This is a genomic window from Nonomuraea maritima, assembly GCF_900100395.1.
Classification (GTDB): domain Bacteria; phylum Actinomycetota; class Actinomycetes; order Streptosporangiales; family Streptosporangiaceae; genus Nonomuraea; species Nonomuraea maritima.
In genome coordinates this window covers 172,513-192,748 of sequence record NZ_FNFB01000014.1, presented here as the reverse complement: position 1 = coordinate 192,748, position 20,236 = coordinate 172,513, and the positions used below count along the sequence as shown (strand labels likewise).

Annotated in this window: 21 protein-coding genes; 5 read left to right on the top strand and 16 right to left on the bottom strand. The window is 69.0% G+C overall.

Going from position 1 to position 20,236, the window contains the following annotated elements:
* Positions 1 to 244: IS5 family transposase (locus BLR04_RS22810; RefSeq protein ID WP_143022149.1), on the bottom strand; the 244-nt coding region annotated here is incomplete at its 3' end.
* Between the two features lie 125 nt (positions 245 to 369).
* On the opposite strand from BLR04_RS22810, the gene BLR04_RS22805 reads away from it, so the two are divergent.
* A complete protein-coding gene (locus BLR04_RS22805) occupies positions 370 to 2,229 on the top strand; it encodes an ABC transporter ATP-binding protein (protein ID WP_090768795.1) in 1,860 nt (619 codons plus the stop codon).
* Entirely contained in the window at positions 2,222 to 4,000 is a 1,779-nt protein-coding gene (locus BLR04_RS22800; RefSeq protein ID WP_090768792.1) for an ABC transporter ATP-binding protein, read from the top strand. The genes BLR04_RS22805 and BLR04_RS22800 overlap by 8 nt, the downstream gene beginning before the upstream one ends.
* Before the next feature lie 326 nt (positions 4,001 to 4,326).
* Here the strand turns inward: BLR04_RS22800 and BLR04_RS22795 are convergent, their stop codons facing one another.
* Complete coding sequence (locus tag BLR04_RS22795; RefSeq protein ID WP_090768789.1) at positions 4,327 to 4,794, bottom strand: hypothetical protein; 468 nt, start codon at positions 4,792 to 4,794, stop codon at positions 4,327 to 4,329.
* 104 nt (positions 4,795 to 4,898) lie between these two features.
* Positions 4,899 to 7,580: a helix-turn-helix transcriptional regulator gene (locus tag BLR04_RS22790; RefSeq protein ID WP_090768787.1), complete on the bottom strand. Its 2,682-nt coding sequence runs from the start codon at positions 7,578 to 7,580 to the stop codon at positions 4,899 to 4,901.
* 62 nt (positions 7,581 to 7,642) lie between these two features.
* Between BLR04_RS22790 and BLR04_RS22785 the strand changes: the two genes are divergently transcribed.
* Together BLR04_RS22785 and BLR04_RS22780 are read left to right on the top strand one after the other, a co-directional pair.
* Positions 7,643 to 8,386 carry an ABC transporter ATP-binding protein gene (locus BLR04_RS22785; RefSeq protein WP_425413447.1) on the top strand — a complete coding sequence of 248 codons (744 nt, stop codon included), beginning with the start codon at positions 7,643 to 7,645 and terminating at the stop codon, positions 8,384 to 8,386.
* Complete coding sequence (locus BLR04_RS22780; protein WP_090768783.1) at positions 8,380 to 10,809, top strand: FtsX-like permease family protein; 2,430 nt, start codon at positions 8,380 to 8,382, stop codon at positions 10,807 to 10,809. The genes BLR04_RS22785 and BLR04_RS22780 overlap by 7 nt, the downstream gene beginning before the upstream one ends.
* Positions 10,810 to 11,184: 375 nt before the next feature.
* On the opposite strand, the gene BLR04_RS41435 is transcribed toward BLR04_RS22780, so the two are convergent.
* The 9 genes from BLR04_RS41435 to BLR04_RS42815 all read right to left on the bottom strand — a co-directional run bounded on the left by BLR04_RS41435 (position 11,185) and on the right by BLR04_RS42815 (position 17,081).
* The gene (locus tag BLR04_RS41435) at positions 11,185 to 11,787 is read right to left on the bottom strand and encodes a signal protein (protein ID WP_218129109.1); all 603 of its coding nucleotides are present in this window, start codon (positions 11,785 to 11,787) and stop codon (positions 11,185 to 11,187) included.
* A gap of 319 nt (positions 11,788 to 12,106) precedes the next feature.
* A complete protein-coding gene (locus BLR04_RS22770) occupies positions 12,107 to 12,928 on the bottom strand; it encodes a S1 RNA-binding domain-containing protein (RefSeq protein WP_090768781.1) in 822 nt (273 codons plus the stop codon).
* 31 nt (positions 12,929 to 12,959) lie between these two features.
* On the bottom strand, positions 12,960 to 13,373 hold the full coding sequence (locus tag BLR04_RS22765; protein ID WP_090768779.1) for a PIN domain-containing protein: 414 nt from the start codon (positions 13,371 to 13,373) through the stop codon (positions 12,960 to 12,962).
* Positions 13,370 to 13,630: a CopG family transcriptional regulator gene (locus tag BLR04_RS22760; RefSeq protein ID WP_090768777.1), complete on the bottom strand. Its 261-nt coding sequence runs from the start codon at positions 13,628 to 13,630 to the stop codon at positions 13,370 to 13,372. The genes BLR04_RS22765 and BLR04_RS22760 overlap by 4 nt, the downstream gene beginning before the upstream one ends.
* Positions 13,631 to 13,867: 237 nt before the next feature.
* On the bottom strand, positions 13,868 to 14,371 hold the full coding sequence (locus tag BLR04_RS22755; protein ID WP_090768825.1) for a nucleotidyltransferase domain-containing protein: 504 nt from the start codon (positions 14,369 to 14,371) through the stop codon (positions 13,868 to 13,870).
* Positions 14,372 to 14,433: 62 nt separating this feature from the next.
* Positions 14,434 to 15,078: a TetR/AcrR family transcriptional regulator gene (locus tag BLR04_RS22750; RefSeq protein ID WP_090768823.1), complete on the bottom strand. Its 645-nt coding sequence runs from the start codon at positions 15,076 to 15,078 to the stop codon at positions 14,434 to 14,436.
* 9 nt (positions 15,079 to 15,087) lie between these two features.
* Entirely contained in the window at positions 15,088 to 15,963 is an 876-nt protein-coding gene (locus BLR04_RS22745) for an alpha/beta fold hydrolase (RefSeq protein ID WP_090768776.1), read from the bottom strand.
* A gap of 77 nt (positions 15,964 to 16,040) precedes the next feature.
* Positions 16,041 to 16,709: a hypothetical protein gene (locus BLR04_RS22740; protein WP_090768774.1), complete on the bottom strand. Its 669-nt coding sequence runs from the start codon at positions 16,707 to 16,709 to the stop codon at positions 16,041 to 16,043.
* Positions 16,710 to 16,868: 159 nt separating this feature from the next.
* Positions 16,869 to 17,081 carry a LysR substrate-binding domain-containing protein gene (locus BLR04_RS42815; protein ID WP_425413446.1) on the bottom strand — a complete coding sequence of 71 codons (213 nt, stop codon included), beginning with the start codon at positions 17,079 to 17,081 and terminating at the stop codon, positions 16,869 to 16,871.
* Between BLR04_RS42815 and BLR04_RS22735 the strand changes: the two genes are divergently transcribed.
* The gene (locus tag BLR04_RS22735; RefSeq protein WP_176903232.1) at positions 17,023 to 17,271 is read left to right on the top strand and encodes an SDR family oxidoreductase; all 249 of its coding nucleotides are present in this window, start codon (positions 17,023 to 17,025) and stop codon (positions 17,269 to 17,271) included. The two genes, BLR04_RS42815 and BLR04_RS22735, sit on opposite strands and share 59 nt — an antisense overlap.
* A 91-nt stretch (positions 17,272 to 17,362) precedes the next feature.
* On the opposite strand, the gene BLR04_RS22730 is transcribed toward BLR04_RS22735, so the two are convergent.
* The 4 genes from BLR04_RS22730 to BLR04_RS22715 form a co-directional block, all read right to left on the bottom strand.
* Entirely contained in the window at positions 17,363 to 18,217 is an 855-nt protein-coding gene (locus BLR04_RS22730; protein ID WP_090768822.1) for an alpha/beta fold hydrolase, read from the bottom strand.
* A gap of 141 nt (positions 18,218 to 18,358) precedes the next feature.
* Positions 18,359 to 19,132, bottom strand: coding sequence for an NAD(P)H-binding protein (locus tag BLR04_RS22725; RefSeq protein ID WP_176903231.1), 774 nt, complete (start codon positions 19,130 to 19,132; stop codon positions 18,359 to 18,361).
* A gap of 93 nt (positions 19,133 to 19,225) precedes the next feature.
* The gene (locus BLR04_RS22720) at positions 19,226 to 19,627 is read right to left on the bottom strand and encodes a GNAT family N-acetyltransferase (protein ID WP_090768772.1); all 402 of its coding nucleotides are present in this window, start codon (positions 19,625 to 19,627) and stop codon (positions 19,226 to 19,228) included.
* Positions 19,624 to 20,199: a TetR/AcrR family transcriptional regulator gene (locus tag BLR04_RS22715; RefSeq protein ID WP_176903230.1), complete on the bottom strand. Its 576-nt coding sequence runs from the start codon at positions 20,197 to 20,199 to the stop codon at positions 19,624 to 19,626. The genes BLR04_RS22720 and BLR04_RS22715 overlap by 4 nt, the downstream gene beginning before the upstream one ends.
* Positions 20,200 to 20,236 lie beyond the last annotated feature (37 nt).

Genomic DNA, 20,236 nt, shown 5'->3' with positions numbered 1-20,236 from the left:
TCTCCTCCAGCAGCCGCGCCCAGGTGCCGTCCTGTTCCCAGCGTTTGAACCGCTCGTAGCAGGTCTGCCAGGGCCCGTACCGCTCGGGAATGTCCCGCCACGGCGCGCCGGTCCGCAACCGCCACAAAATGCCGTCGATCACCTGCCGGTGATCACGCCAAGGACGGCCCCGGCCGTCCATCGCCGGCAGCAGCGGCTCGATACGTGCCCACGCCTTGTCCGTCAGCTCACCACGTCGCACCACGACCGACATTCAACAGTGCATGTAGATCGTTTGTCAGACACTCTCTAGCCCTGGTCCGCCGAGCCCGGCGTCGCTGCCGCATTCTCGCGGAACGGTTTTATCGTGTAGGCGGATGGCGTTCGGACGTGGTGGAATTCGATCTACGCAAGAACGGCGCCAGAGTCTGGGTTGACCTTCCGGGCCGTTACGAGATCGGCCTACAGCATGAGGTCCGCTTCGTGTCGCAGCTCTTGAGCTACGCTCTCCGCCATAGCAAATCCACACCGTTCATGCTGCTTGCCGTGGTCGTACATGCCGCAGCCGGTCTGGCGCTCACCCTGCTGATCGGTGAGTTGGTCGGCGCGGTTGCCCCCACGGTCGAAGACGGGCCGTCCGGCGGCTTCCTCGTTCTCTGTGGAGCACTCATCGCCGTCTTCGCCCTTGAACGGGCTCTGCCGCTGGTCACAGAGCTCACCACGCGGCGGATCGTCCACGACCTCGAACCACGGACGCACAGGCGTATCGTCGATGCCCTCCTTCGCCCCGTGCTGATCACTCATCTCGAAACACCTGCATTCCGCGACACCGTTCAACGTGCTCGCGGGGTGGGGAGTTTCGGGGTCCGAACGGGGATAGAGGCGCTTGGTCCGCTGTTGTCCGCGCGTCTCACCGCGAGCGGGTCAGCAGTTCTCGTCGGCGTCGTCTTCTCCTGGTGGGCTGCCCTCGCCGTCCTCGCCGCCACATGGTTGGCCGAGTGGCATTCAGCCAGGTTGCTGATCGCCGAATCCGATCAGTGGGCCGACCAGACCGAGGAACAGCGACGTGCCGCGTACATCCTCGAAGCGGGAATGGACCAGGCCGCCAAGGAGATACGGATATTCGGTCTCGCCGACTGGTTCTCCGGCAAGTACCACCACGTCTGGCGCACCTCCCTGCTTCCACTGCTGCGCGAGCGGCGGCGCGCTGCGCTCCTCACTTTCGGCGTTCAGGGGCTGCATCTGCTGTGCCTTCTGGGAACCGTGGCGATGGTCGGTCTCGCGACGGCGGACGGTGGTCTGACCGTGGCTGAGGTCACCATCGCCATTACGGCCCTCCTGCGGCTGAGCGGTTCGACGGACGCTCACCACGCCGCGCGGTTGATCAGGGGAGTAGAGGCTTACAAGGCCATGCGGACTCTCCAGGCGGAGGCTGGTCCCGCGACCGCTGATGTCCCCGGCGGTGATGAGCTGCCCGCCATTGAGCTTCATGACGTGTGGTTCCGCTATCCCGGCGCAGAAGAAGACGTACTGAAGGGGCTGAATTTGGAGATTCGGTCCGGGGAGCGACTCGCCCTGGTCGGCGTCAACGGGGCCGGCAAGTCAACGCTGGTCAAGCTCATAGCCGGAATCCTGCAGCCCACCGCTGGAAAGATCATCGTCGATGGCGTCGATCTGGCCGACATGAGCGATGAAGACCTCGCCGGCTGGCAGCGAAGGCTGGCGCCTGTTCCCCAGGACTTCCTCCGCCTGCCCAGCCCCGCGATCGACAACGTGGTTCTTGCCTCGCCCCACGACGAGCGGATCGCCGCCGAGACAGCCGCGCAAAGCGGTGCGGACCGGGCCGTCGCCCGCCTTTCTCAAGGGTGGAACACGACCTTGCACAAATCCTTCGACGAGGGCGTCGACCTGTCGGGCGGGGAATGGCAGCGGATAGCACTGGCACGCGCCCTTTACGCCCTGCGATCAGGAGCGTCCTTCTTGATCCTGGACGAGCCGGCCTCTGCTCTGGACGTGCGCGCGGAGGCGGATCTGGTGGAGCGCTACCTCGAGCTCACCTCCTCGGCGACCTCCCTCATCATCTCGCACCGCTTCTCGGTGGTACGGCCGGCAGATCGCATCTGCGTTCTCCAGGACGGGAGCATCATCGAGGCCGGCACGCACGAGGACCTCATGGCCATGGGAGGTCGATACAGCGTCATGTTCAACCAGCAGGCAGACCGCTACCTGCAGGGAGCCGCGGATGCGTGAGATCCTCGGCTCCACGCTGACGCTGATCCGGCTCACCCTGCGCGCCGTACCACTGCTCGCGACGATCGAGTTCGTGTCGGTCATGGGCATGGCCGTCGCGGCTCCGCTGCTGGCGTACGGGCTGGGCCTCACTGCCAACGGTCTGGCCACCGGAGGCGCCTGGCGGGCAGGGCTGATCTGGCTGGGGGGCGGTCTCGGCGCAACCCTCGTGGCCCGCATCGCGTCCAGCGCCGTCCAGGCCACCATGGAAGACCAGCTCGAAGGACACCTCGATCGCGAACTTCTCGATCTCACCAGCGGCATCCCCGGCATCGCCCACCATGAGCGGCCTGACATCGCCGACCGGCTGGCCCACATCAGAGAGGAGTCTCGGGAGCTGAAGTACGGCGCCACGGCACTGGGCTCCTTCCTCTCCGTCCTTGCCGGGTCAGCAACGATCATGGTGTTACTGGTGACGATCCATCCGGTACTGCTCACCTTGGTGATCTTGGCTGGGGTGAGGATCTGGGTTGCCGGACGTACCGGCCGCAACCTTCAACGGATCCAACGGGCGACCGCCGCACACCATCGCAAGATCCAGCTACTGACCGACCTGGCGGGATCCCCTCGGCATGGCCTGGAAATCCGTGCCTACGGCCTGCGCAGCGTGCTTCTGGACGAGTTCGAGCGTCTGCACCGCAACCGGGATGTTCCCCGATGGACGGCTTTCCGCCGTGATGTCTGGCGGGACCTCTTGATGACGATGGTCTTCACCACCGGCTATGGCTGCGCCATCGCCTTCGTGCTGTGGCAAACGCGCCTGGGCAACCTGAACGCGGGCGACGTGGCCATGGTGGTGCTGCTGATCCCGCAACTCGACCGGACCGCCTCCGGGCTCGCGACGTCGACGCGCCAGATGGCACGCATGCTGGACACCGTCGCCAACCTTCGATGGCTGCGCCGTTACGCCGAGGAACACTCATGGTCGTCAGGACGGACGCCGGCACCCACCCACCTGCGTGACGGCATCAGACTCCGCAACGTGAGTTTCGGCTACCCAGGATCAACCGGACAGGCTGTCACCGACCTGGATCTGTTCCTGCCGGCTGGAAGCACGGTTGCGATCATCGGCGACAACGGTGCCGGCAAATCGACACTCGCCAAACTGCTTCTGCGCTTGTACGACCCCACCGGTGGCACCGTCGAGGTCGACGGGATCGATCTTCATCAGCTCGACCCGCGATCCTGGCATGAGCGAACCTCGGCTGGTTTCCAGGACTTCGTGAAGTACGAGTTCACCGCCCAGGAGACCATCGGAATCGGTGATCTCGCCCGGATGGACGACCTCGAATCCCTTGAAGCGGCGGCACGCCGAGGGGGCGCCACCGACGTTGTGGCGGAGCTTCCGGCGGGCCTGGCCACCCAACTCGGACGCCGTTTCGCCGGCGGCGTCGACCTGTCGGGCGGCCAGTGGCAACGGCTCGCCCTCGCACGCGCGTTCATGCGGCCGCACCCCCTCCTCCTCACGCTGGACGAGCCAACGGCTGCGCTGGACCCGGAAGCGGAGTACGCCCTCTTCGAGAGGTTCGCGGCCGCCTCATCGCGCACGACCCGCCGCAACGGAGGGATCACCGTCCTGGTTTCCCATCGCTTCTCCACCGTGAGAATGGCGGATCTGATCGTGGTGATGGAAGCCGGCCGCATCATCGAGGTCGGCACCCACGACCAGCTTCTCGACTCGGGCGGCCTGTACCACGAACTCTTCAACCTGCAGGCCAAGGCATACATGTAGGGGGAGTTGTCACGACGGGTCTCGCCGAAAGTCGCAAGGTCAGTAGCCGGCCCCCAGGCTGACAGCCCGGGTTCGACTCCGTCACCCGCTCTCAGCGTGAAAGCCCAGGCAGACCGATGGATTCGGCACCTGGGATCCCGCCCGCCATCGACCCGGGGCAGGCCGAGCCTGCCAGGGTCACGGGTCAACGGTCGTTCGTTCGGTAGAACGCTCTACCTCGGCCCTGTGATTTGGGCTGCTTCCCCGCCGGGCGGGTCGACACCACCGCGATGAAGGAACAGCGCTTGGCGGAGGGCAAGCAGTGGTAGAGCGGCAGGTCAGCACGCTCAGTCCTCTGAAGCGCCTTCCCATGCCAACACGACCACAAGGGCTTCAGGGTCGGGTGACTTCCTCGAGATCTCCTTCTCGATCTCGGGTTCGTTCTTCACTTCGCGAGGGTCGAAGGGGCGCACAACCAGCTGGTCGTTTCCCCATTTCGGCGACCCCATCGTCACCGAAGCCGGCAGGTCGGTGCGCAAGGCTTTCCAGCCGCGTCCACCCAGGAGATCGATGGCCCTGTCGACCGAGTCGGGGCCGCTCTTGCCGCCGACATCGATCACGAACGTGGTGACGATGTCGTTCGTGTCTTCCCAGATTCCGTCATAGGTCACCTCGCCTATTACCTTTCCGACGCTGCGCACCTCATCGAGGACCGCCGGATCGACCTGCCATGTTGTTACGCACCCTGACATGAGCAGGGAAGCGGTAAGAAGAATCGCGCTACGAACCAAGCGGGCACGGGACGACATGGCCATGAGGGACCTCGGTCTTGGAGATCACGGACGGCCTGATCATTCCGTTGGGTGTCGAGTGGGGACAAGCCCCGCTCAGGTCAGCGCCTGGGGCAGAACTGCTCGTGTCAGGTCAGGTCGAGGCCGGCGAGTTGGGAGCGGCTGGCTACCCCGAGTTTCGGGAAGGCTCGGTAGAGGTGGTAGCTGACGGTTTTGGGGCTGAGGAAGAGCTGGGCGCCGATCTCGCGGTTCGTCAGGCCCGCCGCTGCCAACCGGACGATCTGCAGCTCCTGCGGAGACAGCGCCGTGAGGACCTCGGTGGCCGCCGCCGAGCTGGTGTCGCCCGAAACGCGCAGTTCCGTACGGGCCCGTTCGGCCCACGGATGGGCGCGCAGCCGCTCGAACGTCTCCAGCGCGGCGCGCAGGTGCGGCCGCGCGCTGCTCTTGTGCCGCTCCCTGCGCAGCCGCTCGCCGTAGGCCAGCCGGGTGCGCGCGGTCTCCCACGGCCGTCCGCTGCCCGCGTGCAGGCGTACGGCGGTGCGGAAGTGGTCGTCGGCCCTGTCCCAGTCGGGTTCGAGCAGGGCGTGGCAGCGGTGCAGTACGGCCCGGGCCCAGTCGAGCTCGGAGGAGAGGGCCCACGCCTCGAACCGGCGCAGCGCGTCCGCCGCGGGCCGCCCCGTCCGTACGGCGGCCTCGATCTGGTCGGGAGCGAAGTAGACGGCCTGGATCTGGTGACGCACCGGTCCGTCCATCGCCTCCTCGAACCGGTCGAGCGCCTCGCCGAACCGGCCCTGTCCCAGGTCGAGCAGCGCCCTGGCCCACTCCGCCCAGGCCAGGTGGTTGACGATCCGGCTGACGTCGAAGCGGTCGCGGGAGCGTGCCGCCAGTTCGGCACAGCGTACGGCGTCGCCGCGCGCCGCGGCGATCCAGGTCAGGATGCCCTCCAGGTATCCGGCCCGGTTCGGCTGGCTGGTGTCCGCGGCCAGGCGGAGTCCTTCCGTCGCGACCGCCTCGGCGTCCGTGAACCGGCCGAGATACAGCTCGCAGGCGGCCAGCGTCACGTGCACGATGGGCAGCCAGCCGATCTGGCCCCGGGCGCGGCACTCGTCCGCTGCGGCGGCGGCGATGTCCCGTCCGGTCTGGAAGTCGCCCACCAGGCCGGCGACGAAGGCGGCGTTGACGCTCAGCGCCGGCGAGCCGGAGCGGAGCCCGTTCACGGCCGAGACCAGGCCCCGCATGGCGGGCAGGGCCTTCTCGGGCCCGTCGCTGAGCAGCAGGGCCGCTCCTGTCACGGCCGCGACCGCCGCGTCCAGGCCGTCCTCGGGCTGTAGCCGGAGCGCGTGGAGGCGGTCGGACGCCTCGGCGACCCTGCCGAGGTCGCTGAGCTGCCAGGCGTTGCGGGCGGCGTCGATGAGCATCATCCCGGCCGCGCCCCGATCCGTCGTCGCGACTCTTTCGGCACCGGAGACCAGCAGGTCGTGGGCGGTGTAGGGGGCGCCTTCGTCGAAGGCGATCCTGGCCCGCAGCTCGGCCAGCCGGGCGAGTTGCCCGGGGTCGACGGCCAGGGCGGTGGCGCGCTCGCTCAGTTCCTTGGCCCGGCCCGGCTGTCCCGCGTCCGCGGCGGCGACCGCCGCACCCGTGAGCCGCCGCGCCCGCGCCTGCTCATCCTCCGCCAGTTCGGCCGCCCGCTCCAGGGCCGCCGCGGCCCCAGCGTGGCCGTTGCGGTCGATGGCCCGCTCGGCCGCCTGCTCCAGCGCCAGCGCGACCCGCTCGTCGCGGCCGATCGCGGCGGCGGCCAGATGCCAGGCCCGTCTGTCCGGCTGGTCCGCGAGCAGGCCCGCCAGGCTCCGGTGGGCCGCGAGCCGAAGATCGATGCTTCCGTGCTGGTACGCCGCCGCGCGCATCAGCGGATGGGTGAAAGCCGCCCGCCCGCCGGCGACGCGGATCAGTCCGGACCGCTCCGCCGTGCCGAGCGCGGCGGGCCCGGCTCCGAGGCCGGCGGCGGCGCGCAGGATCACGTCCAGGGTGCCGCCGTCCTCCAGCGCCATCACCACCAGCACGACCTGGGCGTCCGGCGGGAGCGCGGCGATCCGCGCGGCGTAGGCCTCCTGGATGCGCCGGGGGAGGGGTAACGGGCTCCCGTAGCCGTCGGGCGCGTCGCTGGGCAGCTCCAGCAGGGCGAGCGGGTTGCCCGCACTCTCACGGATGACCCGTTCGCGAGCCGATTCCGGCAGCCGTCGATCCGCGAGGAGCCGGGCGGCGCTGTCCTGGTCGAGGCCGTGCAGCCGGTGCTCCGGCAGGCCGGCCGCCTCGAATCCGTCCCTGGCGCCGAACAGCATGCACACACCTTCGGCGTGCAGCCGGTGGGCGGCGAACCGCAGCGCGCCGGCCGAGGCCAGGTCCACCCAGTGTGCGTCGTCGATCAGGCACAGCAGCGGGGCGTCGTCCGCGAGCTCGGACAGCAGCGACAGTACGGCGAGGCCGACGAGGAGCTGGTCGTCCCGCGTCGCGGGGCCCATCCCGAACGCGCTCCTCAGCGCCGCCGCCTGCGGGCCCGGCAACGCGTCCACGTGGCCGAGTGCCGGCCGCAGCAGCAGGTGCAGCGACGCGAACGGGATCTCGGCTTCGGTCTCGATCCCGGTGCCGCGCAGGACGGTCATGCCCGTCGCCCGTTCCTCGGCGTAGGCCAGCATCGTGGTCTTGCCGATGCCGGGATCGCCGCCGATCACGAGGGCGGCGCTGTGCCCCTCGCGGGCGCGGTCCAGAAGCGCGTCGACCACCTGCCGATCTCGGTCGCGTCCCAGAAGCACCGTCGCATCCTAGTCACTTGTCCGATACCGCGAAGAACACGGCTTTCCTAGCGTTACGTGACATGAATCCCATGAAGGTGCTGGACGTCGCGGTGGCGCTGACGTCGGTCACCAAGCAGTACGCCCACGGCGTCACCGCGCTCGACGACGTCACGATCGGCTTCGCGCCCGGCACTTTCACCGCCGTGATGGGCCCCTCGGGGTCGGGCAAGTCGACGATGCTCCAGTGCGCGGCCGGGCTGGACCGCCCCTCCGCCGGACAGGTGGTGATCGACGGCCGTGACCTGGCCACGCTGAAGGACAGGGAGCTCACCCTGCTGCGGCGCGACCGCATCGGGTTCATCTTCCAGTCCTTCAACCTGCTGCCCTCGCTCACCGCGGAACAGAACGTGGGCCTGCCGCTGCGCCTGGCCGGGCGCCGTCCCGACCGCGCACTGATCAGGCAGAGTCTGGCCGCCGTGGGGCTGGCAGAACGCGGCTCACATCGCCCGGGCGAGCTGTCAGGGGGACAGCAGCAACGGGTCGCGATCGCGCGGGCGCTGGTCACGCGGCCGGCCGTGCTCTTCGCGGACGAGCCGACCGGCGCGCTGGACGCGAACACCAGCCGTCAGGTGTTGCAACTGCTGCGCACGCTGGTGGACAAACACGCGCAGACCATCGTCATGGTCACCCACGACGCGGTCGCCGCCTCGTACGCCGACCGCGTGGTGTTCCTGGCCGACGGCCGCGTGTACGGCGAGCTGCACGACCCGAGCGCCGAGCTGGTGGCCACCCGGATGCTGCAGCTGGAGGCGGCGTCATGCTGACCATCGCGTTCGGAACTCTGCGTACCCGCTGGGTGTCCTTCGTCGGCACGTTCGCCGCCCTGGTGCTCGGCACCGCACTGATCGCCGCGCTCGGGCAGGTGCTGACCACCACGATCGACTCGCCCGGCCGAGGCCCGCAGCGCTACGCCGCCGCGCCGGTCGTGGTGGTGCCCGACGGACTGCTGCGCGTGAACGCCCGCCAGGGGGAGACCAGCGCACCTCTGGCCGAGCCGCGGGGGATCGACGCGTCGCTGATCCGAGCTCTCCCCGGCGCGGTCGTGGACCGGATCTTCCCCGCGCAGCTCTCCGACGGGCCCGCCTCCGTGGGACGCCCGTGGTCGGCCTTCCGTACGGCGCCGCAGACGCTCATCCGGGGCAGGGCTCCGGAAGCCGACCGGGAGATCGCGGTGACCGCCGGGCTTCCGGTACGTGCCGGGACACGGGTCCAGGTCGTCACCGCGGACGGTGCCAGGCCGTACACCGTGGTGGGCATCGCGTCCCCGGGGCCCGAGCCAACCGTGTTCTTCACCGACGCGCAGGCCGCGCGCCTGTCGCCGCGCGTCGACGCGCTGGCCGTGTGGGCGCCGGCCGCCGACGTGCGGGCGGCGGCCGGTGGGCGCGCGACGGTGCTGACCGGGCAGGACCGTACGCTGCCCGACCCGAACCGAGCCGCCGACGAGGACGCCCGTAACAACGCGAACATCATCGCCGGCATCGCCGCCGGGTTCGCCGCCTTCGTGGCCGTCTTCGTGGTCACCTCCACGTTCGCCTTCGCCGTCGTCCAGCGCCGACGGGAGTTCGCGCTGCTGCGCACCGTCGGCGCCACCACCCGGCAGGTCAGGCGCATGGTGTACGGCGAGGCCGTGCTGGTCGCCCTCGCCGCCTCCGCCGTGGGCGCCGCGCTCGGTCCCCTCGGCACCCGGCCGATCCTCGGCTGGCTGGTGGGCCTGGGCATGGCGCCGGACTGGATGGTGCCCAGCGCGTCCGCGGTGCCCTCCTACCTCGCCTTCGCCATGGGGCTGCTGGTCGCCGTGGCGGGTGTGGCCGTCGCGGCCAGGCGCGCCGGGCGGGTCCGCCCGGCGGAGGCCATGCGCGAGGCGGCGATCGAGCCCAGGGCCATGACGCCCGGCCGGTGGATCGCCGGCCTGGGGCTGCTCGGGCTCGCGCTGATCAGCATGGCGGTCATCGCCGTGACGGATCCGTCGGGGGCGACGAGCAACAAGTCGTTCATGCCGATCGTCATGGAGCTCATCGCCGCCGCCGGGCTGCTCGCCCCCGCCGTCACGCGACCGGTCACGCTCCTGCTGGCCAAGCCGGTCGAGCGGCTGCACGGTGCGGGCGGCGTCATCGTGGCGGGAGGCGTGCTGGCCTCCACCGGGCGGACCGCCGCGACCGCGGCTCCGGTGCTGGTCACCGTTGCGCTGGCCGGCTCGCTGCTCGGCGGGGCCGCGATGACCGACGCCGCCAAGGGCGCGATGGAGAGCGCGCCGGTGCGCGCCGACTACCTGGTCCTGCCCGGCGGGCCCGTGGGGCTCGACAGGCAGCTCGTGGAACGGCTGCGCGCCCTTCCCGGTGTGGACGTCACCACGGCCACCTCCACCAGCGTGTACACCCTGGAGGGCGACACCGTGCTGATCCGTCGGCCCGCCGAGGCGGTCGATCCCGCTGCGCTCAGGAAGGCGCTCGACGTGCCGGTGACCGCCGGATCGCTCGACGGGCTGGACGACGGCTCGATCGCGGTCTCGGAGAGCTGGGAGCGCGGGGTCGGGCAGAGCGTGCCGGTGTGGCAGGCCGACGGCACCCGCACCACGCTCAAGGTGGTGGCGCTGCTCGGCGCCGACTCGCCGGCCGACTCCTACGTCACCCCTCGGCACGCCCTCTCGGCGCCGCCCTCGGTCGCGTACGTGAAGCTGCAACCCGGCACCTCACCGGAGGCGGCGCGCAAGGCCCTGGACCAGGCCGTGCACGGGCACAACGCGCGGGCCGTCACCAAGTCGGAATGGGCCGGGGATTCGGGCGAGCGCCGTCAGTCGGCCAGCCGGCTCGGGCTGCTGGTCGTGCTGGGGATCATGCTCGCGTACACCGCCATCGGGCTGGTCAACACCCTGCTGATGGCCGCGTCTGACCGGGCGGGCGAGCGGGGCGCGCTGCGGCTCCTGGGTGCCGGCAGGAGGCAGGTGTTGAGGTACGCGGCCCTGGAGGCGCTGCTCGTCGTGGCCGTGGGCGTCGTGCTGGCGGCGGGTGCCACCGCGCTCAACCTGCTCGGCCTGTGGGTGGCCCTCGTCCAGATCGCCGGGCCGATGGGGGTGCCGATGCCGTGGGGGACGGTCGCAGCCGTGACGGCCGCGTGCGCGCTGCTCGCCGTACTCGGGGCGGTGCTCCCCGCGCTGCGCGCCTCGTCGGGCCCCTCGCAGGCCGCGTGAGGGCCGGGCACGTCGAGGTCGACGCGGGTACGACCGGGATCCCCATCCGCGCCCGGGACTACGCGGCATCAGGTCAAGCGGCGGTGCTGCCCGCCGCCCGGGCCGTTCGGTATGCGAGGCTGCGACATGAAGAGGCAGCGACCCGCCTCGAAGCTTGGGATCATCCGACCATGTCGGACGCTCCAGGACGGTACCGAGCGGGAGAGACGGCCTTGCCGGCCGTGGTGAAGGAAGCTGAGCCAGTGGTCGGACGCCGGCGGCACCGGTTCGACAGCCGCTTCAACGCTTCACTGAGGGGTTGATGCAGACGGCCAATCGGTACGGTGAGCGTTCGGGTACGGGCGTCGGTTATTCCCTCTCGTGGCTCCTCGGATTTCATACCTCCTGGTCGATTCCGACGATGAGCGTGTAGTCAACGCCGGTGCGGAAGTCTCCGGAGGAACCACGAATGGTCAATTTGTGACGGCCGGCGGTCAGCGGCGGAATGCGCGCCCAGATACCGCAAGCGTATGACGTGAACGTTCCCCCCTCACCCGTGAGAGGATTGCCTGCCGCACCCGTCACGGTGACGTTGTCCTCCTCCATTCGTTCCGACGTGATCGCCTTGCCGTCAAGGGTGGCCTTACCTTTCGCCGCGGCCATGAACTCCCTGCACTGCGCCTCGGTGCCGATCTGATTCACCAGCGGGAAGACCGTCGGCCTTCCCGCGGGAACCATGCATGTCCGCTGCAGGGTGACGCCAAAAGTGCCAGCGAGAAACCACACATCCTCCGGCTGATTCCGATCACAGAACTTCCCTGTCGTGTCCATGACAGGGTTGGTGTCTTCGACTTCGGAGGCCGCCCACGTCCACCAACGTCCTTGGATGGACTCCGTCACCGCGTCCTCCGGCTTCGAGGGCACGGTGCCCTGGGCCATGCCACAGCCGGCGAGGAGACCGAGAACCAGCAGAAGCGGAATACCAGATTTAGGGGGCATCCGAGAATCATAGGGTGATGAGCTACTCCATGACCCCGTCCTCGCGCCGCAGGTCGCCCCTGACCGTTGCGGGGACATGAGGGCACCGGCACGCCAATCTGCAAGTGTCGGAAACTGTGGCCGCCGGCGGAATGACCAGCGCGAGCTTCAAGGACATCCGTGATCTCGACTACACGATTCTGCTGTGCGAGAAGCTGAAGGAGACCAGGGCCTTCTACCGCAATTTACGCCGAGTATTGATGGCGTCCACCTGGCGGCGCAAGGGGAGGTTGACGACGTGGGGCTTTGCCGCTTCTCGTTCAAGGAAGAGCGCACACTGTCATTCAGAAGCAGCCTTCTGGCGGGACAGAAATAATCGGCGGCGAGAGCGATCCAGGCCGATGATGGCCACCTTGATTCGGTCGCCGACCTGAACGACCTGATCGGGGGTCTCGACCGGGGTTGGGCCGAGATCGTCCAGGTGAACGAGGCCCTCGACGTCTTCAGCGACCCTGACGAAGGCGCCGAAGGGGACGAGCTCGGTCACCGTTCCGGTGAGCTGTTGTCCCTCGCGGGCTGTCTCGGCGAACCCTTGGAAGGGGTCGGGTTCGAGTGCGCGAAGGGAGAGCCTGGCTTCGCCGTTCGTGGTGTCGAAGCACAGGACGGAGCAGATGACCCGCTGCCCTACCTTGACGACTTCGGAGACGTCGTCGAAACGCCGCCAGGAAAGCTCGGGAACGGTGACGAACCCCACGCCCGGATGGACGGGATGCGGCGGCCCATCGTCCAGCGCCACGAACACGCCGAACGGTTGTACATCCGCTACCACACCGCTGAGTACCTCACCGGGGCGGAGTCCTTTCAGGAAGGTCCAGAGTTCGGGGTTCTCGGTCGCGGCCATCGACAGGCGGATCCTTGCCTGATCCGGGTCGACAGCGATGACTTCGGCGATGACGCGCCGGCCGGCCTGTACGGCCTCGTCCGGCCGGCGACACCAGGAGACGTCCAGGGGGCCGATGTCCGCCGGTACCTGGCCCAGGCGCCCGTCGAGCTTCACCGAAGCCCCGAGACGTCCCACCTCCGTGATCGTCCCCGAGACGAGGTCGCCGATCCGAACAGTGCTCAAGATTTGATCGTCCGTCGCCCCGCCGACGCTGCTCACGTTCTCATGAAGTGGTTGCACGGCAGGGAACTCAGACCTTGATGACAGTGACGCCTGCGCCGCAGAGGGCGGCGAGACCGTCGGGGTCGGAGGTCAGGAGCGTGACAGGCCCTGGGGCAGCGAGGGCGGTGGCGCTGAGCATGGCGTCGATGGCGTACTTGTGTCCGTGCAGGTTGGCGTCCGACAAGAGCGTGGCGGCGTGGCGGGCGATCGGTTCGGTGACCGGCTCGACGACCAGGCGGGAAAGTGTCCACTCCAGGGCCGGCCGGTTGACGCGGGGGTGCACCACCTCGACGAGGGTGGCAGCGGAGGTGATGACGCGAAGGTCGTCGGCACGGGCGAGAGCAAGCCATGCGGTGACCGTACGGTCACGCAGGACGGCCCTGGCCAGTCCGTCGCTGTCGAGGACAAGCGTGCCGCCGGGAGCAGCGGGAGAACGGGTCACGCAGCCGCCCCACCATCGGCCTGTCCCCGCCGGGCCTGATGGAGTTGGTCGCGCAGTGCCTGGACCTCGTCGTCGGAGATGGGGCCGTGCTCGGCCTCGGCAACCTGGATGAGTTCGTTGAGGTTGTCGCGCTCGATCTGGCGGGCGACGGCGGCGGCAACGTAGGCGGACAGGCCGGAAGGGCCGCTTCGTGACCGGGCTGCCTCGGCGATGTCACGAGGCATGGTGATCGAGTACTTGCCGGTAGGCTCACTCATACTCCTTATCCTACCTCTCATCCTCCCACCGCGTTCGCGAAGAGCACGCTTGCGTGAGGAACGCCGCTGTCCGCGGGTTGCACACCGGCGACGCCCAAGCCGCCCTACTTGCGCAACAACTCACCGCTGAAATCGACAAGGCCTCGATCCACTCCTCACCCCTATCACGCGCCACCGTGCACCTGGGCCCGGTGACGACGACTCGACGCGACCGGCGGACGACCGCGGAACGAGTTGCTAGAAGTGGGTGGCGACACCGAATGCCGTGCGCAGCTGGGCCATGTCATGACGGTCTCGGTCGCTGGGCTCATACCCCTGATGGAAGGCGACCTGCTGAGCGACCGACAGGCAGTTCACCGGGACACCTTCGATCATGCCCGTGGTGAAGGCGTCCGCAGGGTAGTGGAAGGTGCCGCCGTGATCGTTGGCTTGCTGGACGGCGGAGCCGTCCGCCTCGAACCGCAGTGGATGCAGGTCCAGCTCGTGACCCTGGTGATCCTTCATGACGAACCGGGCGGGTCGGCCGGGCTGGGCATCGGGCTGCTCGATGAACCCTGCGGACTCCAGCTTCTTGATCAGGAGCGGTTCCTGCTCGACGCGGTGCAACAGGTCAAGGTCGCGATGCTCACGGGTGACCTTGCCGATCAGGGCATCGATGCCCCATCCACCGGCGACCCAGATCTCGCATCCCCCGTCACGTAGTAGCGCCAACAGTCGCAGCACCACATTCGCATCCATCATGGACGGCATTCTGCCCGCCCCGCTTCCGCCATGTTGGTCAAGCTCTGGCGAAGCAGGCCCGGTCAATCGGCAGCTGAGTCCGTACCTGCTTGAGCTTTGTGGGCCAGGTTGCGAGGCGTGAGGTCGAACAGGCGGGCCAGGTGGTAATCGATGATCTTGGTGGCGGCCTCGTGGTCGCGCTGGCGGCTGAGGACGCCGGAGGTCAGGCCGTTGGCCAGAGCCAGGAGGCCGGCGACTTCGGTGCGCGGGTCGCGGTCAGGGGATACGTCCCCGGCCTGCTGTGCGGCGGTCAGCCGTACGGTGAGGAAGTCTTCCAGCGCGTTGGGGAGGGTGAGTCCGGCTGCGGCGAGTGCGGGGTCGGTGAGGGCGGCGGTGTAATAGGCGGTCCAGGCCATGGAGTCGAGGCGGCTCTGCTCGTCGGAGGGCACGATCGCGCCGAGGACGGCGGCGAAGACATCTCGCGTGGACGCCGCGTCGGCGACCCGCTGCTGAACTCGGCGCCGGCCGCGGGCGCCCAGCTCGATGAGGCCGGACTCGAGCAGGGCCTGCTTGTTGGTGAAGTAGTACTGGACGACGCGCAGCGAGACCCCGGCCTCGGCGGCGATCTCACGCATCGACACCGCCTGCAGGCCGCGGGTGCCGGCGATGCGCAGCAGCGCCTCGGTCAGCTGGCGCCGCCGCTCATCATGATCCACCTGTCGGGGCACGCCCATGACCTACTTTCCGGGGAAGGTGAGGATCCGCTCGGCGACCAGGTCGGGAGCTTCGACGGGCAGCGAGTGTCCGGTGCCGGGCACGATCTCCACGCGCCAGGACGGCGCGATGTCGGCCAGCCGTGCGGCCACCGCCCGCGCGTCATGCAGCGCGCTGCGGGCGCCCAGCAGCACCTGTACGGGCACGGACAGTTCGCGTATCTGCTCGTCGGTGTACGGGGGCGGGATGAGGACGCGCCGCCGGAAGGACCACCCGGCCCGCAGCAGCTCCATCAGCCCGTCCTCGCGCAGCTCGCCGTGGTTCGCCGCCCCGGCGACACGGTGTCGCAACGCGCGAGGAAGCACGGACGCCACAGCACCGACGGTGGCCCACCGGATGAATCGCCCTGTTATCGGCGCGAAGCCGCCCGGATCGACCAGCGTCAGCGCCGCGACCCTGCCGCCCCCGGCGAGTTGCTGTTCCACCGCGATCAAGCCGCCGGACGAGAAACCCGCCAGGTGCGCGCGCTCGGCTCCCACCGCGGCCAGGACGTCGGTGAGCCAGCCGCCGACCACGGCGCCGTTCGCGAGTGTTTTTGTCTGCACCGAACGTCCGGCCTCGCCGAGAGGGTCGACGGCGAGGACCGGGCGCGTGCGCGCCAGCGGCTCGATGTAGCGGTGCCAGGACAGCGCGTTCCCGCCGGCGCCGGCCACGAGGACCACGGGATCGCCCTCGGCGGGCCCGGCCCGGTAGGTCCGCACGGTGCCGGCCCTGGTCTCCACATCGACGGCGTCCACCGGCACCGGCCACAGCTCGCCGAACACTCGGTCGTAGACGGTGTAGTACCTGTCACGGGCAGAGTCGTTGGTGAAGGCGGACGGCCGGTCAGGAATGCGCATGGCGACCCCATCTCCCGAATGGATACAGTCGTATCCTAACGGGCGGCCGGCGATACCGCGAAGGTTCTCCTGGCACTTCAGACGAGAATCGCTCGCTCCAGGGTTTCCATACGTATGCCGACGCCGGTGTGGACCGGCTGGACGATCTCTGCTGCCTTGATCTCCGCCAGGCCCATGCGTACGTCGGCATGTTCGTCGCACCATGCCACGATCGCCTTCGGGTTGGTCACCGGCGCAGCGAAATGCATCAAGCTCACGTACCAGCGGTCACGTGCCCAGGACTCGAAAGCGCCCACTCCGCGACGGTCCAGTGACTGGGCGAAACGCTTCTGGAGGCTCACAAGGCTGTCGTCAACGGGGTGGCCGAAGGCGAGCACGCCTCCCGTATGCGGGCTGACTCCGCGCAACTCGATCCGGATCGGAGGCGACCCCGCAACGGCTTCATCCAACGAGGCCGCATAGGCCAGACGGTACGGATCATCACTCGGGACAACCCGGCGGTGGCGTTCCAGCGACCGGAGGGTGAAATGGAGAGTCTTCGGTCCATGTACCCAGTGACCGGGGTCGGCGGTTTCCCCGACGGACGCGGCCAAGGCCGTCAACCGTTCAAGGACAGGGCCAGTCGGCCGCAGGACCGCAGAGGCCCCCCAACGGGTCCCGCCTTCGACGGGCGGCGATTCGTGCACGGCCTTCCCCTCAAGGAGCGCGTCACGTCCTCGGGCGAAGAAATCGGCGTAGTCATGCATCGCAGAAGTATGCAATGGGGTCAGGCTCTCCGGCTCTGGGATGCATCCCCTATGACGGACAACGTCCGGGAGCTCACAGGTGGAGTGGGCCGAGGTCTCGTACGGTTCGGACGAGGGCGCGGATGGCGGGGGTTTCGGCGCGCCACACCAAGCCGTACGTCAGGGGTTCGAAGTCGTTGAAGGGTAACGGGGGTCGGTGAAGAGGACCGGCCCCACGACGAGATCAGGTTCTTCGACGGGTAACCAGGTGACCAGGACGTCCACCCTGGCCTCGCGGAGGGCCGCGAACGGGTCGATGAAGGGGACGTGGCGGATGCGCAGGTCCCATTGCGGGTGCCGGGCGCGGAAGGCCCTGGCCGGGATGGCGGGCAAGCTCCCCGCCGGCGACCCGGCCGCCGCGGCCCAGGCACTCCTCAGGATCGTCGACGCCGACCACCCGCCCCTGCGGGTGCTCCTCGGCCAGGGCTTCTACCCGATGATCCAGCAGGCCTACGCCGACCGCCTCAAGCTGTGGGACGACTGGCAGGACCTCGCCGTGGAGGCGCACGGCCGGGCCTGCTGAGCAGCCGCCTGCCCGTACGGCCGTCGCGTCCTGCGCAGGAATCACGCAGGTCGTGCCGTCAAGGGCGGCAGGTCGACCACTCACGACAGGCTCACCCTCGGGTATGCCGGCTCAGGAATGTCGTGACGGTCTGCACGAAGCGGACGGGGTCGTCCAGCCATGGGAAGTGGCCGGCACCCGCCTGAACGGCCAGTTCGGCCCTGGGAAACATGTCCGCGACGGTAGCGGCGACGCGGGGAAGCGGGCCCCCGTCCCATTCGCCCGCGAGCACCAGGACCGGCGCGTCCAGCGCACTGATGGCGGCACGGGCGGCTACCGGGTCGAAGGCGCCGGCCGACGCGTAGACATCCGCGGCCTCCTCGTTGCTCTGTTCGACGTCGGATGCGGCGTGCGCCTGAGCTGCCGCGTCCCAACGGCCGTAGAAAAGCGGGGCGGCGGCGTCCCAGTCGGCGTCGGTCGCCGTGCCGGCCAGGACGGCATCCAACGCGAGGCGTGCGGTTTCGAACCAGGGCTCGGCCGCGCGCAGACCAGCGGCCTCCCGGCGATGCTCCTCGGTGAAGTCGACGCCCAGCGCCCGGGCGCGGGCCGTCACCAACGTGAGGGTGCGGACGCGCTCCGGATGCCGGGCCGCGTACAGGATGGCGAGGTCACCGCCCGCGGAGTGCGCGAGAACATCGACGCGGTCAAGACCGAGATGATCGCGCAAGGCCTCGACGTCGGCGACCTGCCGATCGCAGCGGTACGTCGCGGGATCGGCGGGGATGCCCGAGTCGCCCGTACCGCGCAGGTCGAGCATGACCAGCCGACGGTGACTCGACAGTCCGCCGAGATCGCCCAGGTAGACCGACGCACGCATCGGCCCGCCGGGCAGGCAGAGCAGCGGCTCGCCCGCACCCGCAACGTGATACGCGAGTTCGGTTCCGTCCAGGGCGGTGAAAGTCGGCACGGTGACATCCTCAAGATGGGGGCGGTTGAACCCGTGGCAGTGCACCAATGGCAGGCGAGTCCGACGGTAGATCACTGGTGCCGGGTTCTGCCGGGCTCGTGTCGACACGCGGGTCGACACGCGGCGTCAGAGCCTTCGTCGTCAGAGAACCTGTGACTGTTCCAGGGCATGAGAAATGACCGTTCTGGCGGGCCTTCCGAGCACTCGCTCCAGGTCAGGGGTCTGTCGTTCCAACGCGCCCGCGCGCACCTGGGCGGAGATCCAGCTCATGGGGCCCGGGCCGGCGTCCTGCACCTCGCGGTAGGTCACTTCCAGCGCCGCCGCCACCTCGGGATAGCTCCACAGAGGGCCGGTGAAGTCGTACGCCTGGCCCCAGTGCCCATCGCCGGTCAGCACGTTGGCTGCCGCTTCGGCCAAGTCTGACCGGAATGCCGTGTTCAAGCCGCGGCCCTGGGTGCTGCTGGTGATTTCTCCGCCGGAGATCTGCGGGACGAACGCGTCGCTGTAGAAGGGATGACGCAACAGCGTGTACGGCAGACCGCTGTCAAGGATGGCCTGTTCGGTGGCGTGATAGGCCTCGGTCATGCCGGTGGCGACGGTATCGGCTCCGAGGAAGCTGGTGAAGACGATGGCGCCGACGCCGACGCCGACGTCTTCGGCGGCGGCCACGGCGGCCAGGTGCTGCTTGATCCTGCGGGCGGAATCGAGCTCAGGGGAGGAGATGAGAAGGAGACGGGCGGCCCCGTCGAAGGCCTCACGCAGGCTTGCCGGGTCGTCGTAGTCGCCGCGCCGTACCGGAACGCCTTCAGGAGCCCGTTCGGGATCACGCACCACGGCAACCACCTCTGCTCGGGTGCGCAGAGCGCTGACGACGAGGCGGCCGAGCGCACCGGAAGCGGCTGAAATCGCGATCACTGAAAGACTCCCTTGGCGTACGGTCGCACCAGTGAACTGCCGCCAGGTGATGCTGCGCCACTCAGTTTTCCGGTCGACGGCACCGCACCCGGATCAAGCCTGAAGCGCCCCCCAATGGCGCAGCCCCATTCCCGGGATGGCCCGCATGCCGAATCTCTCGTAGTACGGCTGGAGTTCCGCATCGCACAGCAGGTCGACCGAATAGAGATTCTCGGCAGCCGTCAAGACCCGACGGACCAACTCCTCGCCGATCCCCTGCCCCTGGTGTTCGGGAAGCACCTCGAGCCAGGGGATGAACGCGGTCAGGACGCCATCGCTGATCATGTTGATGAAACCGACGACCCTGTCGTCATCGTCCAGGGCGACGACCGCGTGATAGCTGCCCCGCAACACCGCAAGATGCTTCTCCTGCGACGGCGGCGCAGGCCAACCCACGAAGAACCCCTGCAACTGATCGGCTTCGACCGCATGCATGTCGTCCGTGTACCTGATCATTCCTGACCCCTCTCCGCCTGAGACCTGCCGAGAACCGCGGTGAGCCTCGCCAGCGTCTGAGCGATCTGCTCCGGGGTGAGGCCGAGCACCGTGCGCTGGTACTCATACACCTCGGGAGCCAGGGGGGCCAACAGGATTTCGACCAGCGCGTCCGGGTCGGGTGTGCCGGCAGCGCTCAGGAGCGCGCGCACGTGGGCGCGCCAGAAACCGTACGCGCCTGTCTCGAAGCGTGAGCGGCCCACTTCCGCACCGAGCACCAGATGGGAGTGGTCCTCCAGCAGGCGCACCATGGCGGCGTAGAAGGCGGCCAGTCGCTCGGCGGGCGGCGCCCCCGGGCCCAGTGGTGGCTCGCCGCGCAGCAGGCGTTCTTGCAGGTCCCGTTCGTGCTCATCGAGCAGCGCCACGGCGATCGACGCCCGGTCGGGGTAGCGGCGGTAGAGAGTGCCCCGGCCCACCCCGGCCTTCTTGGCGATGTCGTCCATCGTCACGTCCTGAGGGGACCGCTCCGCGAACAGCAGCGCGGCCGCCTCGAGAATGCGCGCGCGGTTGCGCGCGGCGTCGGCTCGCTCCATACGCCCGATTGTATGTGGACGCATCGTCCGGTTATGA

Bases quoted from the DNA above. Each gene is read 5' to 3' on its own strand.
- BLR04_RS22755 (WP_090768825.1), bottom strand. From the start codon at position 14,371: ATGATGGATGCGAATGTGGTGCTGCGACTGTTGGCGCTACTACGTGAC.
- BLR04_RS22795 (WP_090768789.1), bottom strand. From the start codon at position 4,794: ATGGCCATGTCGTCCCGTGCCCGCTTGGTTCGTAGCGCGATTCTTCTT.
- BLR04_RS22745 (WP_090768776.1), bottom strand. From the start codon at position 15,963: ATGCGCATTCCTGACCGGCCGTCCGCCTTCACCAACGACTCTGCCCGT.
- BLR04_RS22760 (WP_090768777.1), bottom strand. From the start codon at position 13,630: ATGAGTGAGCCTACCGGCAAGTACTCGATCACCATGCCTCGTGACATC.
- BLR04_RS22785 (WP_425413447.1), top strand. From the start codon at position 7,643: ATGAATCCCATGAAGGTGCTGGACGTCGCGGTGGCGCTGACGTCGGTC.
- BLR04_RS22715 (WP_176903230.1), bottom strand. From the start codon at position 20,199: ATGGAGCGAGCCGACGCCGCGCGCAACCGCGCGCGCATTCTCGAGGCG.
- BLR04_RS41435 (WP_218129109.1), bottom strand. From the start codon at position 11,787: ATGCCCCCTAAATCTGGTATTCCGCTTCTGCTGGTTCTCGGTCTCCTC.
- BLR04_RS22800 (WP_090768792.1), top strand. From the start codon at position 2,222: ATGCGTGAGATCCTCGGCTCCACGCTGACGCTGATCCGGCTCACCCTG.
- BLR04_RS22740 (WP_090768774.1), bottom strand. From the start codon at position 16,709: ATGCATGACTACGCCGATTTCTTCGCCCGAGGACGTGACGCGCTCCTT.
- BLR04_RS22720 (WP_090768772.1), bottom strand. From the start codon at position 19,627: ATGATCAGGTACACGGACGACATGCATGCGGTCGAAGCCGATCAGTTG.
- BLR04_RS22780 (WP_090768783.1), top strand. From the start codon at position 8,380: ATGCTGACCATCGCGTTCGGAACTCTGCGTACCCGCTGGGTGTCCTTC.
- BLR04_RS22735 (WP_176903232.1), top strand. From the start codon at position 17,023: ATGCGCAGGTCCCATTGCGGGTGCCGGGCGCGGAAGGCCCTGGCCGGG.